Annotated in this window: 16 protein-coding genes and 1 other RNA gene; 10 read left to right on the top strand and 7 right to left on the bottom strand. The window is 34.3% G+C overall.

The features are described 5' to 3' along the window. Nucleotides 1-53 precede the first annotated feature (53 nt). Nucleotides 54-2,519, bottom strand: coding sequence for an outer membrane beta-barrel family protein (locus tag CGC48_RS01280; RefSeq protein WP_232780522.1), 2,466 nt, complete (start codon nucleotides 2,517-2,519; stop codon nucleotides 54-56). Nucleotides 2,520-2,759: 240 nt separating this feature from the next. On the opposite strand from CGC48_RS01280, the gene CGC48_RS01285 reads away from it, so the two are divergent. Then, nucleotides 2,760-3,203: a GNAT family N-acetyltransferase gene (locus CGC48_RS01285; protein WP_098028140.1), complete on the top strand. Its 444-nt coding sequence runs from the start codon at nucleotides 2,760-2,762 to the stop codon at nucleotides 3,201-3,203. Between the two features lie 31 nt (nucleotides 3,204-3,234). On the opposite strand, the gene CGC48_RS01290 is transcribed toward CGC48_RS01285, so the two are convergent. Both CGC48_RS01290 and mnmA read right to left on the bottom strand, forming a co-directional pair. Next, on the bottom strand, nucleotides 3,235-3,996 hold the full coding sequence (locus CGC48_RS01290; RefSeq protein WP_098028141.1) for a lysophospholipid acyltransferase family protein: 762 nt from the start codon (nucleotides 3,994-3,996) through the stop codon (nucleotides 3,235-3,237). Between the two features lie 97 nt (nucleotides 3,997-4,093). Further along, entirely contained in the window at nucleotides 4,094-5,287 is a 1,194-nt protein-coding gene (mnmA, locus tag CGC48_RS01295) for a tRNA 2-thiouridine(34) synthase MnmA (RefSeq protein ID WP_098028142.1), read from the bottom strand. A 187-nt stretch (nucleotides 5,288-5,474) separates the two neighbouring features. Here mnmA and CGC48_RS01300 point away from each other — a divergent pair, with 187 nt between their 5' ends. The 3 genes from CGC48_RS01300 to lpdA all read left to right on the top strand — a co-directional run bounded on the left by CGC48_RS01300 (nucleotide 5,475) and on the right by lpdA (nucleotide 11,027). Continuing rightward, nucleotides 5,475-6,611, top strand: coding sequence for a hypothetical protein (locus tag CGC48_RS01300; protein ID WP_098028143.1), 1,137 nt, complete (start codon nucleotides 5,475-5,477; stop codon nucleotides 6,609-6,611). Nucleotides 6,612-6,687: 76 nt separating this feature from the next. Further along, nucleotides 6,688-9,516 (top strand): excinuclease ABC subunit UvrA, encoded by a 2,829-nt coding sequence (gene uvrA, locus CGC48_RS01305; RefSeq protein WP_098028144.1) that lies wholly within the window; start codon nucleotides 6,688-6,690, stop codon nucleotides 9,514-9,516. A gap of 104 nt (nucleotides 9,517-9,620) precedes the next feature. After that, complete coding sequence (gene lpdA / locus CGC48_RS01310; RefSeq protein ID WP_098028145.1) at nucleotides 9,621-11,027, top strand: dihydrolipoyl dehydrogenase; 1,407 nt, start codon at nucleotides 9,621-9,623, stop codon at nucleotides 11,025-11,027. A 100-nt stretch (nucleotides 11,028-11,127) separates the two neighbouring features. On the opposite strand, the gene CGC48_RS01315 is transcribed toward lpdA, so the two are convergent. After that, the gene (locus CGC48_RS01315; protein ID WP_098028146.1) at nucleotides 11,128-11,652 is read right to left on the bottom strand and encodes a hypothetical protein; all 525 of its coding nucleotides are present in this window, start codon (nucleotides 11,650-11,652) and stop codon (nucleotides 11,128-11,130) included. A gap of 59 nt (nucleotides 11,653-11,711) precedes the next feature. Next, the gene (locus CGC48_RS01320) at nucleotides 11,712-12,719 is read right to left on the bottom strand and encodes a M28 family metallopeptidase (protein ID WP_098028147.1); all 1,008 of its coding nucleotides are present in this window, start codon (nucleotides 12,717-12,719) and stop codon (nucleotides 11,712-11,714) included. A gap of 110 nt (nucleotides 12,720-12,829) precedes the next feature. On the opposite strand from CGC48_RS01320, the gene CGC48_RS01325 reads away from it, so the two are divergent. The 5 genes from CGC48_RS01325 to coaBC all read left to right on the top strand — a co-directional run bounded on the left by CGC48_RS01325 (nucleotide 12,830) and on the right by coaBC (nucleotide 16,411). Next, the gene (locus CGC48_RS01325; RefSeq protein WP_041994730.1) at nucleotides 12,830-13,150 is read left to right on the top strand and encodes a translation initiation factor; all 321 of its coding nucleotides are present in this window, start codon (nucleotides 12,830-12,832) and stop codon (nucleotides 13,148-13,150) included. A 70-nt stretch (nucleotides 13,151-13,220) separates the two neighbouring features. After that, complete coding sequence (fabG, locus tag CGC48_RS01330; protein WP_041994734.1) at nucleotides 13,221-13,967, top strand: 3-oxoacyl-[acyl-carrier-protein] reductase; 747 nt, start codon at nucleotides 13,221-13,223, stop codon at nucleotides 13,965-13,967. A 36-nt stretch (nucleotides 13,968-14,003) separates the two neighbouring features. After that, on the top strand, nucleotides 14,004-14,804 hold the full coding sequence (locus CGC48_RS01335) for an outer membrane protein assembly factor BamD (protein ID WP_098028148.1): 801 nt from the start codon (nucleotides 14,004-14,006) through the stop codon (nucleotides 14,802-14,804). A gap of 25 nt (nucleotides 14,805-14,829) precedes the next feature. Then, nucleotides 14,830-15,141: a DNA-directed RNA polymerase subunit omega gene (locus CGC48_RS01340; protein WP_018278458.1), complete on the top strand. Its 312-nt coding sequence runs from the start codon at nucleotides 14,830-14,832 to the stop codon at nucleotides 15,139-15,141. Between the two features lie 94 nt (nucleotides 15,142-15,235). After that, nucleotides 15,236-16,411 carry a bifunctional phosphopantothenoylcysteine decarboxylase/phosphopantothenate--cysteine ligase CoaBC gene (gene coaBC / locus CGC48_RS01345; protein WP_098028149.1) on the top strand — a complete coding sequence of 392 codons (1,176 nt, stop codon included), beginning with the start codon at nucleotides 15,236-15,238 and terminating at the stop codon, nucleotides 16,409-16,411. Between the two features lie 39 nt (nucleotides 16,412-16,450). On the opposite strand, the gene CGC48_RS01350 is transcribed toward coaBC, so the two are convergent. Next, the gene (locus CGC48_RS01350; RefSeq protein ID WP_098028150.1) at nucleotides 16,451-17,743 is read right to left on the bottom strand and encodes an ABC transporter permease; all 1,293 of its coding nucleotides are present in this window, start codon (nucleotides 17,741-17,743) and stop codon (nucleotides 16,451-16,453) included. Nucleotides 17,744-17,788: 45 nt separating this feature from the next. Next, nucleotides 17,789-18,715, bottom strand: a complete 927-nt coding sequence (locus tag CGC48_RS01355; protein WP_098028151.1) for an ABC transporter ATP-binding protein — start codon at nucleotides 18,713-18,715, stop codon at nucleotides 17,789-17,791. Nucleotides 18,716-18,828: 113 nt separating this feature from the next. Here CGC48_RS01355 and rnpB point away from each other — a divergent pair. Then, nucleotides 18,829-19,128, top strand: an RNA gene (gene rnpB, locus CGC48_RS01360) — RNase P RNA component class A. Nucleotides 19,129-19,135: the final 7 nt, after the last annotated feature.

Genomic DNA, 19,135 nt, shown 5'->3' on the forward strand with positions numbered 1-19,135 from the left:
TAATTGTAAATCGGCTAAAAAGAACGTTTTCATACGTAAATAACCTTTTTTCCTCAAAACTCCATCTCTGTATCCTCCATTGTGTTATCACGTTGATTTTTACGTTCTTTTTGTTGCCCTTTGATATTTCCAAATCGGTACGTAAAATTAAGCATTATTTGACGCTCACGCCATTGCATTTCGGAATGGGTGATGACTCTTGCTGTTTGGGTATCTGCAATCATCTTACGTGAATTAAATAAATCAGTTACATTCAATGAAATATTTCCTTTCTTATTGAATATTTCCTTACTTAAAGCTAAATTTGCTGATAAATTTCCTTCAATTTCAGATTGAGCTGATTTTCTGGGAGCATTGTATGTAACATTTGTTTGAAAATCAATATTATATATCAAAGGTAACTTCGCTGTAAAACGACTTGACCACGAATTAGCTTCCGTATCAAAATTCTGTGTAGTTGTAATATTCTTATAGTTGGTATACGTATAGGAACCACTTGATTTATAATGATAAAAATTCATATTTAGCGAAAAACGCCAATTCTTTTTTGGTGTATAATTAGTGGTAAACTCAACCCCTACCCTATCTTCATCTGAAAGATTAATTGGGCGACGCATCATAACTGGAACCGAAAGCCCGTTTACCGTAATAAAATCACCTGTTTCCAAAGAAATCATTTCAAAAACTTCTGTGGAATGATTGTAATACACAGAAGTATTCAAACTAACTTTATCCCATCTTTTTAAATATGCAACATCAAAGGCATTTGTGTACGTTGGGTCCAAATCGGGATTTCCGCTAAATAAATTTGTATTACTTGAACGAGATACAAACGGATTGATAAAACGTGACCAAGGACGACGCAACCGACGACTATAACTTACACTAAGTTGCTGTTCTTGAGAAAATTCATATCCTAAATAAACCGATGGAAATAAACCAGAATATTTTTTGGAATAGTTTTCATTTGTATCTTTCAACAACGAAATAACTTTAGTATGTTCAAAACGCAAACCTCCCATAAAATTCCATTTGCCTAATTTTGTACCCAATTGCGAATAAAAAGCATTGATGTATTGTTCATAAAAGAAATGATTACTAAAATTTGGATTTCGAATTAAATTTCCTGCAGCATCAAAAATTCCTGCGGTAAAATCAATATCGGTTTCATCAAGTGTTCCTCGATAACCTGCCTCGAACTGCGATTTATTATTTTTACCAAACGGAAATACATAATCTATTTGTGCTAAATGTTTTACACCTTTCTCTTTTCCAATGGTTTGTTCAGTTTCTAAATCTGTATTTGTTGTCAAATTTCTCTCCTTAATAATGGCATTTTCATCTTCTTTTGATGAAGAAAATTGATAATCAGCTGTTAATTTATGTCCATCATTATTGAACTTGTGCTCAAAATTGAGTGAATACTGAAAACGAAAATCATCATCTGATTCTGTATTATTTCTGTAACGTTTTGCTGTAAGTACACGATTAGCATCGTAATTAAAAAAATCAGTATCTGTTGTATTTTTTCCTTTACTTGAGCCTAAAATAAAGCTATTTGTAATTGAAGATTGCTCATTAATACGATATTCTGCTCCAAAATTGAAGTTATAACCATCTCTAAAACGATTTGTTTTACGATTTTCATCTTGAAAATTAGCTATTTTTCCCAAATCATTCAAATTTTGCTGACTAAACTTCGTGTTTCCAGGAGAATTTCTATCGCGATATGATAGATTTGTGAAAAAAGTCCAATCTTTTTTACGCAAACTCAAATTTGTACCAACTTCATACGCTTCCGGATTTCCTACCGAAGCTGTTACCGACCCCATAAATCCTACTGCACTTCCTTTTTTAAGGATAATATTGATGATTCCCGCTGTTCCTTCCGCATCGTATCTCGAAGAAGGATTTGAAATAACTTCCACTCTTTCAATAGATTCTGCAGGAAGCTGACGCAATGCTTCATCATTCACTCCCGACAAGGCAGAAGGCTTTCCGTTAATCAAAATTTGGACACTTTCATTACCTCGAAAACTTACTTTCCCCTCAGTATCAACCGAAACGGAAGGCACATTGTCCAAAACATCAGAAACTGAACCTCCTTTCACGGTCATATCCTGCCCTACATTGTACACTTTTTTATCCAAATGCAACTCCACTGTAGTTCGCTCAACAACAACCTCAACTCCACTTAGTTCCTCCACATCAATCTTTAAAATAATATTTCCTAACTTTTTGTTTTCGTTTAGGTTAAAGTTTTTCACTTCATACGTTTTGAATGAAAAAAACTGAACTTTTAAATGATACATTCCTTTGGGAGCTTTTACATTAAATTCTCCTTTTTCATTAGTTACACCTCCCGTTATTTTGCTGGGATTGTTCAACGACTCCAATACAATGGTAGCATACTCCAAAGGTGTTTTAGTCTCATTATCAATCACTTTTCCTGATATGGAAAACTCTTGTCCCCAAACCGAAAGAGTAATAAAAGTAAATAGAAATACCAATTTCTTCATAATAAATAATTTCACTTTATAAAAATACAACTCATTAGACATCAAAAAAAATAAATGGTTTAATGAAAACAAAAACAATAATTTTTATTTTTTTAAACATTAAATTTAAAGTATTAAAAATCATATATTTATAAATGATTAAATTTTTTAAATAATTTTCATCTATAACTATTTTTTATAAAACTTATTGTTTATTACATTTTTTCATTAGTTTTGCTCAGCAAAATAAAGAAGAAAACTATGGTTACATTTTTAACAAAAGAGCTCATTACTCCTGTAATTGAGCAAGATGCTCGTGATTTATTCTCCCTACTTAGCAAAAGAAAACAACTTCCTCTTTCTGAAGTTTTTAACAATGAAAAAGAAGCTCCTTTTATTGCCTGTTACATTGAAAATGGAAGGCTTTTAGGAATGGCTTCAATGGCAGTTTACAAAGTTATTTCTGGACATAAGGGTTGGATTGAGGACGTGGTTGTCAGTGAATCGCAACGCGGAAAAAAGATAGGCAAACAACTTATTCAAGCTCTTATTGAAAAAGGGAAATCTTTAGATTTAGGAGAAATTCTTCTTTTCACTTCTGCTGATAAAGTTGGAGCTATAAAGCTCTATGAGCAAGAAAAATTCAAAGACAAAGGTGTTTTGGTATATGTGAAAGCACTAAAAGAAATTTATCCAAAACAATAAAAAAAAGCATAGTTAGAATATTTAATTCTAACTATGCTTTTTCTAAATTCTTAACTTTCAAAAACGATTCGTGTTGCTCAATTGCCATTTCTATTTTCTCAACAATTTGTTCAACACTTTCATTCTCATAATCAATCTGTAAGGGTGCCTTTATAACCATTGATTGTTGTACACCTTTCTTTTTAATATTAATCCCTTTCTTATCAAACGAACGGCGAAAACCATCAATAACAATAGGTACAACAACGGGTTTGTATTGTTTTATTAAGTGAGCCGTCCCTTTACGAATGGGTTTCCAAGGTGAAGTTGTTCCTTGCGGAAAAGTAATTACCCAACCATCATTCAGGGCAATGCCTATGTTTTCAACATCGCTTTGTTTGACTTCACGCTGGATTTCTTTGCCTTTTTCACGCCAAGTTCTATCCACAGGAATAGCCCCAACGTAACTCAAAATTTTCGGAAGCAAACCCGACTTCATCGTTTCGGAAGCCGCTATGTAATAAATGTTTAGCTTCGGATTCCACAAATAATCTATGTTCTTAATCGTATTTACTCTCCCTTTCAAACTTGCATTAAAAACGTGAAGCATTGCAGCCACATCAGCAAAGTAAGTTTGATGATTTGAAATAAACAAAACATTTGCCTCAGGAAGATTTCTAATAACGTCCGAACCTTCTATCTTGAGCTGATTAAATCCATTATAACGGCTATGTGTAACAACTCCAAAAATCCTTATTAACCAGCGTTTTATCCACAATATCTGTCCGAAAGGACTTCTTTTAAACAATTTCATCTTTTAATAAATCTTCAATCAAAATAGAAAATACAATTTGAAAGTTTTTCTTATTTAATTCTCTTTTTTAAGATTCTTATAAAATATTTTCTTTTTTCTAAGCAATTACTCCACTGCCAACAAGTTCATCATTATCATACCAAACAGCAAATTGCCCTTCGGTAACAGCACTTTGAGGCTCTTCAAAATGAACAAAAAGCCCATTTTCCGTTTTGTACAAAATAGCTTTTTGCAAAGGCTGACGATAACGAATCCTTACCATAAAGTCCCTCTTTTCACCTACTTGCAAAGCTAAATCTTCACGAACCCAATGTACATCACACTCCTTTATGAAGAGAGCTTTACGAAAGAGACCTCTGTGATTATGCCCCTGTCCTACATAAATAACATTTTGATTTACATCGGTTTCTATTACAAAAAGTGGCTCAGGTGTACCTCCTACGTGCAGTCCTTTTCGTTGTCCTTTTGTAAAGTAATGTGCTCCCTGATGTGTACCTACTTTTTTCCCATCAGAAAACTGATATTTGAATCGTTTTGAAAGATATTTTAATTCATCTTCATAAGTTTCAAAGAGTTTTAAACTATCAAACGAATTGTATCCCTCCCAATCATTTGAAATTTCGATAATATCTCCCATTTTAGGTTGCAATTGTTGTTGTAAAAATTCAGGCAAACGCACTTTCCCTACAAAACAAAGTCCTTGAGAATCTTTCTTTTCAGCAGTAACCAAATTTTGTTGTGCTGCAATGGCTCTAACCTCTGATTTTTGCAGTTCACCTATCGGAAAAAGAGCTTTACTCAATTGTTTTTGTGACAATTGACATAAAAAATAAGATTGGTCTTTATTTGTGTCTTTTCCTGAAAGTAAACGATAGATTTTTTTGCCGTCAACAACAATTTCCTCTTTCCTACAATAATGACCAGTTGCCACGTAATCAGCCCCAAGTGAAAGGGCCAAATTCATAAACACATCAAACTTTATCTCTCTGTTACACAACACATCAGGATTAGGAGTACGACCATTTTCATACTCGCGAAACATATAATCCACAATGCGTTGCTTGTACGGTTCACTCATATCAATAGTTTGAAAAGGAATTCCTAATTTTTCAGCCACCAAAAGAGCGTCATTACTATCTTCCAGCCACGGACATTCATTGGAAATGGTAACCGAATCATCGTGCCAATTCTTCATAAACAAGCCAATTACCTCATAACCTTGTTGTTGCAAAAGATATGCAGCAACACTGCTATCCACACCGCCTGAAAGTCCTACTACTACTTTTTTCATTTTCTCTACGATACTACTTCGTTTATTGAAATAATTAAAGTGCAAAGCTACTATTTTTTTATGATTTATCTGTATTAATAAAATATGTGATTCTCCATTGGGTTAAAATTCATACCTTTGCACACATTTTTTCTTAATTTAACTCACAATAAATTTTTGTGTAAAAGAATATCTAAATCAAAAAATTATGAAAGCAAAATTACTAAAACAAAAACAAGCTATCATTAAGCAGATGGAAGCTGAATTTGAGGCTACTTCCGAAGAAAACAGATATTTTTCAATTGAAAATATTCAAAAATGTGATGATGATTTAACTCAATTTATTGAAAGACTAAGCAATTTAGACAGAAACAAACTTTCACAAACCGATTTTGAACCTATCATATATGAAATCTGTAAAAATTTAGCAACTTTCAACCAAAATTATGAAGAAATCGAGTATTTACACGGATTTTTGTACAACGGTTACACACAAGAACTTAGCAATTTCATTCGTAAAGCCATTTTTAGTTTTGGATATCAGTTGCCTACTCCCATAAGTATTCCAACCAAAGTGTTTTCACTGAAACATTCACCTAAATTTCAATTTGAATATTTTTCGGTATACATTGGAAATGACAGCAAGGAAAGTGTAAGTTTAATCTATAACAATAACAATCAATGTTTTGAGTACGACGAAAATCCGTATGGAGATTGTCATCCTTTGCCTATTTATAATTTCCAAATAAATTCTCAACACACTGAAATTTCTTTCGAAGTACTTTCAGAAGGGCAATACAAAGTTATAAAACTAATCTCCCAACACCCAAAAGATGCAATTTGGTTTAAAACATTAGCTTATTTACATCAAAATAAAATTTTTACGGGAGAAATCCCTCCTTACTTATCCCAAATCACTTTAATAACAAGGCTTGGTAAATTGTACGAATTTTGTAGTTCAAACTACACTGCTGAAGGAGAAATTATTTCGATGTACACAGAAGGTACTGGAACTGATATTTTTGCAGGAAATCTTGATGAAAAAGGAAATGCAAAACACTTCTCATCAATTGAAGAAAATACACCGCAGCGACTTTTTCTGATTCACGCCGTTCCTACTTGGAAACGCTTTGAAGTTGATAATCTGTATTTTAAAGACGATAAACTCGTAGTTATTACCCAAAATAATTATCATTTTTATAAAGAAGAATGGAAACTTGACATACAACTTTCTAAGCCACAAACATTTGAATTTCCAGTAAAAACACTCCCTTTTATGCTTACATTTTTACAGGAAATATTTGCGGAAAAACCTTTTGTAAAAGAAGAAGAATTCACAAATTAATTTATAAATTTAATCAACGAAAAAATTACTATTTTTGCCAAAGTTTGCTTTTTCGGCAAAGATTCGATAACAACGTATGGAAAACAAAATTGAAGTTCAAGGGGCAAGAGCTCACAACCTTAAAAATATAGACATTGACATTCCCAGAGAGCAACTTGTAGTAATTACAGGGCTTTCAGGAAGCGGGAAATCATCACTTGCTTTTGACACCATTTATGCCGAAGGACAACGACGCTATATCGAAACTTTTTCAGCATACGCAAGGCAGTTCTTAGGAGGGCTTGAACGACCTGATGTTGATAAAATCGACGGACTTTCGCCAGTTATCGCCATCGAACAGAAAACAACTTCCAAATCGCCCCGCTCTACTGTGGGAACAATAACCGAAATTTACGACTTTTTGAGGCTTCTTTTTGCTCGTGCATCCGATGCGTACAGCTACAAGACGGGCGAAAAAATGGTAAGTTACAGCGATGCTCAAATTCAAGAACTTATCACAGAAAAATATCACGAAAAGAGGATAAATATTCTCGCTCCAGTGGTGCAATCACGTAAAGGACATTATCGCGAACTTTTCGAACAAATTGCTAAACAAGGATTTGTAAAAGTGCGTACCAATGGCGAAATTCGGGATATTGAAAAAGGAATGAAACTCGACCGCTACAAAACGCACGATATTGAAATAGTGGTCGATAGACTTCTTATCGATTCAAATAAAGACACCCAAAGCCGATTACAGGAATCCATAAAAGTTGCAATGCAATACGGCGACGGAGTGCTGATGGTTTTAGATCAAGAAACGGAAAAAGTTCAGTTTTTCAGTCGTAATTTGATGTGTCCAAGCACGGGAATTTCATATCCGATGCCCGAACCCAACACATTTTCGTTCAATTCACCCAAAGGAATGTGTCCGCATTGCAACGGATTAGGAGAAGTGCAGGAAGTCAATCTTTCTAAAATCATTCCTAATTCAAAAATGTCTATAAAAAATGGGGCTATCGTTGCCATAGGTGAACAAAAAAACACTTGGATATTTAAGCAACTTGAAATTATCCTTCACAAATTCGGTGCAAAACTATCTGATAATGTGGAAGACCTTCCGCAAGAAGCCATCGATATCATTCTATACGGAGCAAAAGAAAAATATGCCGTAAAATCAGACGTTTTAGGAATAACAAGAGAATATGAAATTGATTTTGAAGGAATTGTAAACTTCATAAAGAATCAGCACGACAATTCCGATTCTGTTTCCATCAAAAGATGGGCTTCCGACTTTATGGACACGCTTCCTTGTCCTGAATGTGAAGGAACTCGCATTCGCAAAGAGGCTCTTTTCTTCAAAATAAACGAGAAAAACATCGCCGAGCTTTCCAAAATGGATATTTTAGAGCTTTCGGACTGGTTTGCTGTTCTTCCTGAAAAAATCTCGGAGAAACAACAGAAAATTGCATCGGAAATTATCAAAGAAATAAGCACACGATTGCAATTTCTGATAGATGTAGGTTTGACATATCTTTCCCTTAGCCGAAGTTCAAAATCGTTATCAGGCGGGGAGGCTCAGCGGATTCGTTTGGCTACCCAAATCGGTTCACAACTGACGGGCGTACTTTACATCTTGGACGAACCCAGCATTGGGTTACATCAACGAGATAACAAACGACTTATCAATTCATTAAAAGCTCTTCGAGACATCGGAAACTCAGTTATTGTAGTGGAACACGACGAAGAAATGATTCTGGAAGCTGATTATGTTATTGATATAGGACCAAAAGCGGGAAAAAATGGTGGTGAAATTATCTTTCAAGGCACTCCAAAGCAAATGATGGCTTCAAACACCATTACTGCCGACTATATTAGTGGTCGTAAGCAAATAAATACGTCCAATGAACGCAGAAAAGGTAACGGCAAGGAAATTATTTTGCGTGGCTGTACGGGAAATAACCTCAAAAATGTGTCGGTAACTTTTCCTTTGGGAAAAATGATTGGCGTAACGGGGGTTTCGGGCAGCGGAAAGTCCACTTTGATTAATGAAACACTTTATCCGATTTTAAACGCTCATTTTTTCAATGCGGTAAAGAAACCTATGCCTTATGAAAGTATCGAAGGGCTTGAAAACATTGATAAGGTAATCGCCATAGACCAGTCGCCCATCGGAAGAACACCTCGTTCCAACCCTGCAACCTATACGGGAGTTTTTAGTGAAATCCGCACTCTTTTTACACAGACGCCAGAGGCTATGATACGCGGATACAAACCAGGTAGATTCAGCTTTAACGTGAAAGGCGGTAGATGTGAAACGTGTGAAGGTTCAGGACTGAAAGTTATCGAAATGAACTTTTTACCAGACGTTTATGTGGAGTGCGAAACTTGCAAAGGAAAACGTTTTAACCGAGAAACGCTCGAAGTTCGTTACAAAGGAAAATCTATAGCCGATATTTTGGATATGACTATCTCGGAAAGTGTTGTTTTTTTTGAAAATATTCCTAAAATACATCGAAAATTAAAAACTATTGAAGAAGTAGGACTCGGATACATCACTTTGGGACAACAATCAACCACGCTTTCGGGTGGAGAAGCTCAACGAGTGAAATTAGCCACAGAGCTTTCAAAAAAGGATACTGGAAATACGTTTTATATTCTTGATGAACCTACTACGGGCTTACATTTTGAAGATGTAAAAGTACTTTTAGATGTTTTGGATAAGTTGGTCGATAAAGGAAATACCGTGCTTGTCATCGAACATAATATTGACGTTATTAAAAAAGTAGACTACATCATCGATATAGGCTATGAAGGCGGAAAAGGTGGCGGTGAAGTTGTCGCTTTTGGAACACCTGAAGAAGTAGCAAAAGACAAAAAAAGTTTTACAGCTGAATTTTTGAAAGAAACGAAGATACAGAAATGAACTCTTTGTTCAACAATTCTTAAAAAGAAGAATATCGGTTCTTGTTTTTATATCTTTTTATTTGTACGTTTGCGATATTAATCATAAAATTTAAGTATTAAGTTATGAAAACATATGATGTTGTTGTAATAGGCTCAGGACCTGGAGGATATGTAGCTGCCATTCGTTCAGCACAGTTAGGATTCAAAACGGCTATTATCGAAAAATACGACACTTTGGGCGGCACTTGTTTGAATGTGGGTTGCGTTCCTTCAAAAGCTTTATTAGATTCTTCTCATCATTACGAAGATGCTTTAAAACACTTTGAAACACACGGAATTGAAATTACTGGTGAAGTAAAAGTTAGTCTTAAAAAAATGATTGACCGAAAAAATTCCGTCGTAGAGCAAACTTGTTCAGGAATTAAATTCTTGATGGATAAAAACAAAATTGATGTTTTTCACGGATTGGGAAGTTTCGTAAATTCAACTCGAATCAAAATCACTTCAAAAGATGGTTCTTCTGAAGAAATTGAAGCTCAAAAAACAATCATCGCTACGGGTTCTAAACCTTCCTCTTTACCATTCATAACTATTGATAAAGAACGTATTATAACTTCTACTGAAGCTCTGAAATTGACCGAAATACCAAAACATTTAATCGTTATTGGCGGTGGCGTCATTGGCTTGGAACTTGGGCAAGTTTACAAGCGATTGGGAGCTTCTGTTTCTGTTGTTGAATATATGGACAGCATTCTTCCTACTATGGATAAAGGTTTAGGGAAGGAACTTACAAAAGTGCTTAAAAAACAAGGTTTTAAGTTCTATACAAGTCATCAAGTAAAAGAAGTTTCCCGTAATGGAAATATGGTAATTGTAAAAGCCACTACTCAAAAAGGAGAAGAAGTTGTGCTTGAAGGTGATTATTGCTTGGTTGCCGTAGGAAGAAAACCTTATACTGATGGACTAAATTTGGAAGCTGTTGGCATCAAAACAGATGAACGTGGCAGAATTGAAGTAAACTCACATTTACAAACCAATGTATCAAACATTTATGCAATTGGCGATGTGGTTCGTGGTGCAATGTTAGCTCACAAAGCAGAGGAAGAAGGCGTTTTAATTGCTGAGCAATTAGCTGGACAAAAACCTCATATTGATTACAATCTAATACCTGGAGTTGTCTACACTTGGCCTGAAGTTGCTTCGGTAGGAAAAACAGAAGAACAACTTAAAGAAGAAGGTGTTACGTTCAAATCGGGACAATTCCCAATGCGTGCTTTAGGGCGTTCGAGGGCAAGTATGGATACGGACGGATTTGTAAAAATATTGGCTGATGCTTCTACCGATGAAATCTTAGGAGTTCATATGATTGGTGCCAGAGCTGCTGATATGATAGCCGAAGCCGTAACAGCTATGGAATTCAGAGCAAGTGCTGAGGATATTTCACGTATCAGTCACGCACATCCAACCTTTACCGAAGCCATCAAAGAAGCAGCTTTGGCTGCCACAGATAATCGGGCTTTACATATATAATCTTCACTATCTGGTGATTGTCAAAAATAAAATTTACTTGAATATAAAAAAGGTGATAATTTTTTTAGAATTATCACCTTTTCCTTTTTACAATATTATTTTATATACGCTTGAGTTGTTGTTGCATCATTTTGATTTGTTCTGTCATCATATTCTGTTTATCCAGCTTTTTAGCTTCAGCAAGTAATTCTTGAGCCTCACGCTTTCTGCGTTTTTGTAACATAATACCTGCCAAACTCAACTTTGCCATAGCAACATCGTAGCTCATATTTAACCCTAACTGCAAAGCTTTTCTAAAATATTTCTCAGCTTGAGTAAGATTTATTTGCGAATAAATAATTCCGTGCAAATAATTATAATACCCTTGTTGTTTTTTAATCAATGCCGTTTCAGGTTCAACTATTTTACTCAGCCATTTTTGAGTACCTTCAAAATCTTGTTTTCTCAATCTTAGGAAAGCCAACAAAATAAACTCGTTTCTGAAATACAATATTATGGGAATTGCTGATAATAACATCAAAGCAATTCCATTACCGATATTGCCTTCTGTGAATTGATATATGGCATAAACATTAATCAATACGGCAAGAACAATTTTTACATATTTATTTTGTAAATATTTCATTTTCTTGATTTTTTTTAAAGAAACGCAAAGATAATAAATTAAGTTCTAACTACAAAAAATTATTTCCCGTCTCTATCTACTTTTATACGTTCCGAACGATTAGCAAGTTCCCACGCCAAAGCAAAGATTAATTTGGTACGTTTTGTCATTGCTTCGAAATCTATTTTGTCGTGAGTATCTGTTGGTTGATGATAGTCAGAATGTAATCCATTGAAAAAGAAAACTGAAGGAATTCCGTGTTTTGCAAAATTGTAATGGTCAGAACGATAATAAATTTGCCAAGGGTCATTGCGGTCGTCATATTTATAATCCAATTTTAAATTGACATATTTTCTATTCATTTCTTCATTAATTGTATGCAACTCCGAACTTAATCGGTCTGCACCAATAACATACACATAATTATTGTCCTTATGCAAATTATCAACTCGTCCTATCATATCAATATTTATGTTAGCGACAGTATTTTTTAAAGGATATAACGGATTTTTAGAATAATAATCCGAACCATAAAGTCCTCTTTCTTCACCTGTTACAAGTAAAAACATCACTGAACGTTTAGGAGCGTGTCCTTTTTTCTTCGCTAAATTGAACACTCGTGCCAATTCCATAACAGCAACCGTTCCTGAACCATTGTCATCTGCACCATTGTACACTTCTTCACCTTCCATTCCTACGTGGTCATAATGTGCTGATACTACGATAACTTCCTCTGGTTTTTCACTTCCTTGAACAAAAGCCCAAATATTATCAGAATCATTGAATTTATTTCTGAAAAAAGATTTTGGCACAGTCTGAAACCACCCCGAAGCTTTTGGCGGATACATAATGCCTTCTTTTGTGTATTGCTTCACGATATAATCTGCTGCTTTTTTGATGCCTTCACTTCCTGTGTTTCGTCCTTCCATTTCATCAGAAGCAATTACTTTTAGTGTTTCGTTTAGCCTTTGTTCAGAAATTTCATTCAAAAAAACTGGAAGTACCTTATCTTCAGTTTGAATATCATTCTTTTGAACACTACAACCAAAGGCAAAAATTGTAATTAGGGATAAAAATATTCTTTTCATTTATTATTTCTTTTTATTTTGGCAAATTTAATAAAGAATATTGAATTCGCTCAACCCGAAAAAATTAAATTTTATTTATATATTTGCAACTTGAAAACATTTCAATTAAAATGTTACGCGAACAGCTAAAAAATTTATTTCCCGACCATATTGAAGAAGAAACTCCTGTGGAAAATATTTCAAATATTTGGCTTCAGGACGAGCCCTTGATTTGTAAATATGAAAAACGCAAAGGAAAGCCTGTAACCATCATTGAAGGATATTCAGGAGCAGATAATGATTTCAAAATTCTAGCAAAGGAAATCAAAACTCTTTTAGGCGTTGGGGGTTCTTTCAAAGATGAAAGCATCTTAATTCAAGGGGATTATCGTGATAAAATTATGAAGTTCCTCAAAGAAAAAGGATTCAAAGTAAAGCGTGTTGGCGGATAACATACATTGGGAATATCTTAAAAACATCCAGATAAAATAATAATTTTCAACAATAAAATTTAAACAAAATATGAGACTATTAGAAGGAAAAACTGCAATCATCACAGGAGCAAGTAGAGGAATTGGACGAGGAATTGCCGAAGTTTTCGCTTCGTATGGTGCCAATGTTGCTTTTACGTATAGCTCATCGGTAGAAGCTGCACAAAAATTAGAAGACGAATTAAAAGCTAAAGGAATAAAAGCTAAAGGATATCAAAGTAACGCTGCCGATTATGAGGCTGCCCAGCAATTGGCTGAAGATGTAGTTAAAGAGTTCGGAAGTATTGATATTCTGGTAAATAACGCAGGGATTACAAAAGACAACCTGTTAATGCGAATTTCAGAAGAAGATTTTGATAAAGTAATTGAGGTAAATTTAAAATCTGTCTTCAATATGACAAAAGCCGTGCAACGTACTATGTTAAAACAACGTAGCGGGTCTATCATCAACATTAGTAGTGTTGTGGGAGTAAAGGGAAATGCAGGTCAGTCCAACTATGCAGCTTCAAAAGCAGGTATGTTAGGTTTCACAAAATCTGTAGCTTTGGAATTAGGTTCCAGAAATATCCGTTGCAATGCAATAGCTCCAGGATTTATTGAAACTGAAATGACAGCAATTTTAGATGAAAAAGTAGTACAAGGTTGGCGAGATAATATTCCTTTAAAAAGAGGAGGTCAACCAGAAGATGTCGCCAATGCTTGTGTATTCTTAGCCTCGGATATGGCTGCTTATATCACAGGACAAGTGCTTAATGTAGATGGCGGAATGCTCACATAATTTTGATAAATCATAAAAACTATTTACTTTTGCCGAATGCAAATTAAGAAATACATCGTAATAGGTTTATTTAGTGCAAGTTTATTGAGTTCTTGTGGTGAATATCAGAAAGTGTTAAAGTCTGATGATGCTACACTTAAGTACAATATGGCTGAGCAACTATACAAACGAGGAAAATACAAAAGGTCGATACAATTGTTTGAAAACATTGTAAACCAATACGCAGGAAAACCTCAAGGGGAGCGAGTACTTTATATGTACGCAGATGCCTTTTATAAAACTAAGCAATATAACAAGGCTTCATACCAATTTGAACGTTTCTATAAGTTATACCCAAAAAGTGAAAAAGTAGCTGAAGCTGCTTTTTTAGCAGCCAAATCAATCTATTTAGAAGCTCCTAAGTATAGTGTTGACCAAACACCTACACATCAGGCACTTGAAAAATTGCAACTATTCTTGGACAGATATACCAACACAGAATATGCAAATGAAGCTAATGAGATGACACTGGATTTGCTAACACGGCTTCAGAAAAAAGAGTTTGAAATAGCAAAACAATATAACTTGATTCGTGATTATCAGGCTGCTATGAAGTCTTTAGATAATTTCTTAGCACACAATCCTGGAACTATTTTCAAGGAGGAAGCTCTTTTTGTACGTTTGCATTCGGCTTACGAATGGGCAATCAATAGTGTGGAGCATAAAAAGGAAGAGCGTTTAAGAATTGCCAAAGAAGCATACGAAACTTTGGTAAAATCGTTTCCTGAAACATCATACAAAAAAGAAGCTGAAAGAATGCTTCAAAAAATTGAAACATCATTGAAAATTTACTCATAAAAATTTTATAAAAAAGAACAGAAATATGGATTTTAAAAAGATTGATGCTCCAACTTCTACAATTACCTATAACAGAAGTGCTATTGAAGCTCCCACCGAAAATATTTATGAAGCTATTTCAATTATTGCAAAACGTGCCGTACAGATAAATTCCGAAATTAAAAAAGAATTAATTGAAAAATTGGACGAATTTGCAACTAATAATGATAATTTGGAAGAAATTTTTGAGAATAAAGAACAAATTGAAGTTTCTAAATTCTATGAGAAACTTCCAAAACCACAAGCCATTGCCATTAAAGAATGGTTAGAGAATAAGGTTTATTATCGGGAAGCTTAACAATCAAGTTGTTATATCATTTGTAAAATATAGGTTTTGAGCAGTGAACTTAATGGTTTATTACTTAAAACCTTTTCTAATTTGATACAATCTTATGAACATAATTTTAGGAATTACAGGAGGAATTGCTGCCTACAAAACGCCCCATTTGGTGCGTTTGTTAGTAAAAAAAGGGCATAATGTAAAAGTAATTTTAACAGAAAGTGCCAAAGAGTTTGTTACGCCTTTAACATTGGCTACAGTTTCCAAAAATGAAGTAATTTCTTCTTTTAAAACAACGGATAACAACTGGAACAACCACGTAGAACTGGCTCTTTGGGCAGACCTACTCCTCATAGCTCCTGCAACAGCAAACACTTTAGCAAAAATGGCTAATGGATTGTGTGACAACGTATTATTAGCAACTTATTTTTCTGCAAAAGCTCCTACATTTATAGCTCCAGCTATGGATTTGGATATGTACGCTCACCCAACCGTGAATAATAACTTGGATAGGTTAAAATCATTTGGTAATCAGATAATTCCTGCCGCTTATGGAGAATTAGCAAGTGGACTAGTTGGACAAGGCAGAATGGCAGAACCTGAGGACATTATAAACTTTATAGAAACTAACATTTCTCACAATCTTCCTTTGAAAGGAAAGAAAGTACTAATAACTGCTGGACCTACTTACGAAGCTATTGACCCCGTGCGATTTATAGGCAACTTTTCCACAGGAAAAATGGGAATTGCCTTAGCGAACGAGGCTGTAAAACAAGGTGCCGAAGTACATTTGATTTTAGGACCTTCTGCGGAAACGAATATTCACAATAAAATACATCTACAACGTGTGATTAGTGCATCAGATATGTATGAAGCTACTGTAAATCAATTCAAAACGTCAGATATTGCTATTTTATCAGCGGCTGTAGCTGACTATACTCCAAAAATAAAAGCCCCAGAAAAAATCAAAAAGAAAGAAACTTCATTGAATTTAGAATTGGTTTCTACAATTGATATTCTTGCCTCATTAGGCAAACAAAAGCAACAACAACTTCTCATAGGATTTGCCTTAGAAACTGAAAATGAATCAGAAAATGCAAGAATAAAACTAAACAACAAGAACTTAGATGCTATCGTACTTAATTCACTGAAAGACAAAGGTGCTGGATTTGGAACTGACACCAATAAAATAACACTCATTACTCAAAATAAAGAAACTTCGTTTCCTTTAAAAGATAAAACCGAAGTAGCTAAAGACATCTTAAATGAAATCCTGAAGCTCAAATAACAAATAAGGGCAAAAGTTTTATTTTGCCCTTATTTATTTTCAATATTTAAGCCATTTCCAAATCTCTTTGTAAGTTGCCTTTTTGCCATACATCAAAATTCCTATACGATAAATTTTTGAGGCAAATTTTATCACTAAAAAGAATGTTCCGTAGAGTAATAATATGGAAATGAGTACTTCCCACCAAGGAACACCAAAAGGAATTCTCATTAACATTACCACGGGAGATGTGAGTGGAACATACGAAAGTACGACAGAAACCGTTCCGTGAGGTTCTTCTATCACCGTGAAAAAACCAACATAAACTGCTAAAATCAAAGGCATTAAAATTGGCATTAAGAATTGTTGTGTATCTGTTTCATTATCAACCATCGCTCCAATGGTCGCATAAAAAGAGCTATACAACAAGTATCCTCCCACAAAATACAACAAAAAAGAAGTAAACATTTCCATAAACGGAAACTTGAAAAATGCTAACAAAACCTCTGAAGTGAGCTTATCCATTCCTGATTTATTCATCAAAACTTCATTTGTTGATGAAGGATTTACATCTAAAAAAGAAGTGAGAATTGTCATCAGAAAGCCACCAAAAACCATCCAAATTAAAAACTGAGTAATTCCCGCTAATGAAGTGCCAAAAATTTTACCCAACATTAACTCAAAAGGCTTCACCGATGAAATGATAATTTCGATAATACGATTGGTTTTTTCCTCAATTACACTGCGCATAATTGAATTTCCATAAATGATAATGAACATAAAAATGAGATAACCAGCCATTCCTCCAAGAGCTATTTTGATGATGCTATCCAATTCTGAGCTTTTTTCTCCGCTAAAATTCTGCAAAGAAATATTTACCTTCACTTTGGAATCGTCAATTTGCTTTTTGTCTATCCCTTTTGATGTCAAATTATTCTGAAAAAGAGTTGTTTCTATATTATCCGAAAGTTGATTCAGTAAGGAAATATTGGGCGATTCTTCACTAAAAAATTCAATCCGTTGATGCCAATTTTCATCCTTCACTGGAGGAATATACAATAACCCGTACATACTTTCAGCCAGAATTATCGTTTTTGCTTCGTTCAATGAAGCTTCCTTTAGAAAGAAATATTCCACTGCTGAAGTATTCTCAAAACTATTTGAAAAACGATGACTTTCGTCCAAAACAGCTATTTTTTTTACGCTTCCTGTATTGTTAATATTAGTTAAATACCCTATCAACAAACCAAATATTATTACAACCAGCGGACTCACAAAAGTCATAATAATAAAAGATTTGTTTCGTACTTTATTCAAATATTCCCGTTTTGTTATTATTCCTAAATGTTTCATTATCTATAATAGCTAAAAGTAAAAATGTGAAAAAAATATTGCATTTTAGTTCTTTTTTTCAACAGAACGCATAAATATTTCATCAACAGTAGGTATTTTTTCAACAAAATGTGTGACTTCTGCTTTAGAATTCAAGTATTGCAACAATTCATTAGCTGTTTGATGTTCTTTTTTGTAAATATTGAGTTTTAAACTATCATATAAGCTTTTAAAATTTGCCTTATCTACTGAAAAATGTTCTTGTAATTCAGTCAAAAGCTCCGTTTGCTTGTCTTCGTTTACTTTTAATCCTACTTCAAAAATATTACTTTTAAAAGAGCGTTTAATATCTAACAAATTACCTTCCAGAATTTTTTCCGACTTATTAATCAATGCTATATGGTCACAAAGCTCTTCCACTGATTCCATTCGGTGTGTTGAAAATATAATCGTAGCTCCTTGCTCCCGAAGGTATAAAATCTCATCTTTAATAACATTGGCATTAATAGGGTCAAAACCACTAAAAGGCTCATCAAAAATAAGCAACTTGGGTTCGTGAAGTACCGTTACTACAAACTGAATTTTCTGAGCCATTCCTTTGGAAAGCTCCTGTATTTTCTTATTCCACCAACTGCCAATATCCAAACGTTCAAACCAGAACTTCAAACGTTCCTTTGCTTTTTCCTTTGAAAGTCCCTTAAGCTGAGCCAAATAAATTGCCTGTTCACCTACTTTCATTGTTTTGTAGAGTCCACGTTCTTCCGGCAGATATCCTATCTGTGAAATATGTTGTTGATTAAGAGGCTCTCCGTCGAAAAATATCCTTCCTGAATCAGGATATGTTATTTGGTTAAGTATTCTTATAAAAGAAGTTTTACCTGCTCCGTTAGGTCCTAAAAGTCCAAAAATACTTCCCTTAGGAACTGTGATTGAAACATTATTTAAAGCTGTATAGTTTCCGTATTTCTTGCAAATATTTTCTGTGAGAACCATTATAAAAATTAAATGTTTGAGGGCAAATATAAACAAAAAGGCATTACCCCAAAAAGTTTATTTTGATTATTTTCAGAAACCAAAATCGAAATAATTTCTTAACTTTGCCGCCGAGAGTAAATCGGCTTATCGCTATTTTATAGAGGAAAGTCCGGACACCAAAGAGCAGCATAACGGGTAACGCCCGTCCATCGTGAGATGAGGACAAGTGCAACAGAAAGCAAGTACAGTTCGGCTGTAGTGAAATCAGGTAAACTCTATGTGGTGCAACGCTATGTAAACCAGCTTTTTAGGGTTGCTCGTCCGATGTTGGAGGGTAAGCGGTTCGAATTTGTAAGTAATTACAAATCAAGATAAATGATAAGCATCTTGTTCATCAAGAAACAGAATCCGGCTTATGATTTGCTCTCTTTTTATTTT

Source organism: Capnocytophaga cynodegmi, assembly GCF_002302475.1.
In the GTDB taxonomy this organism is placed as follows: domain Bacteria; phylum Bacteroidota; class Bacteroidia; order Flavobacteriales; family Flavobacteriaceae; genus Capnocytophaga; species Capnocytophaga cynodegmi.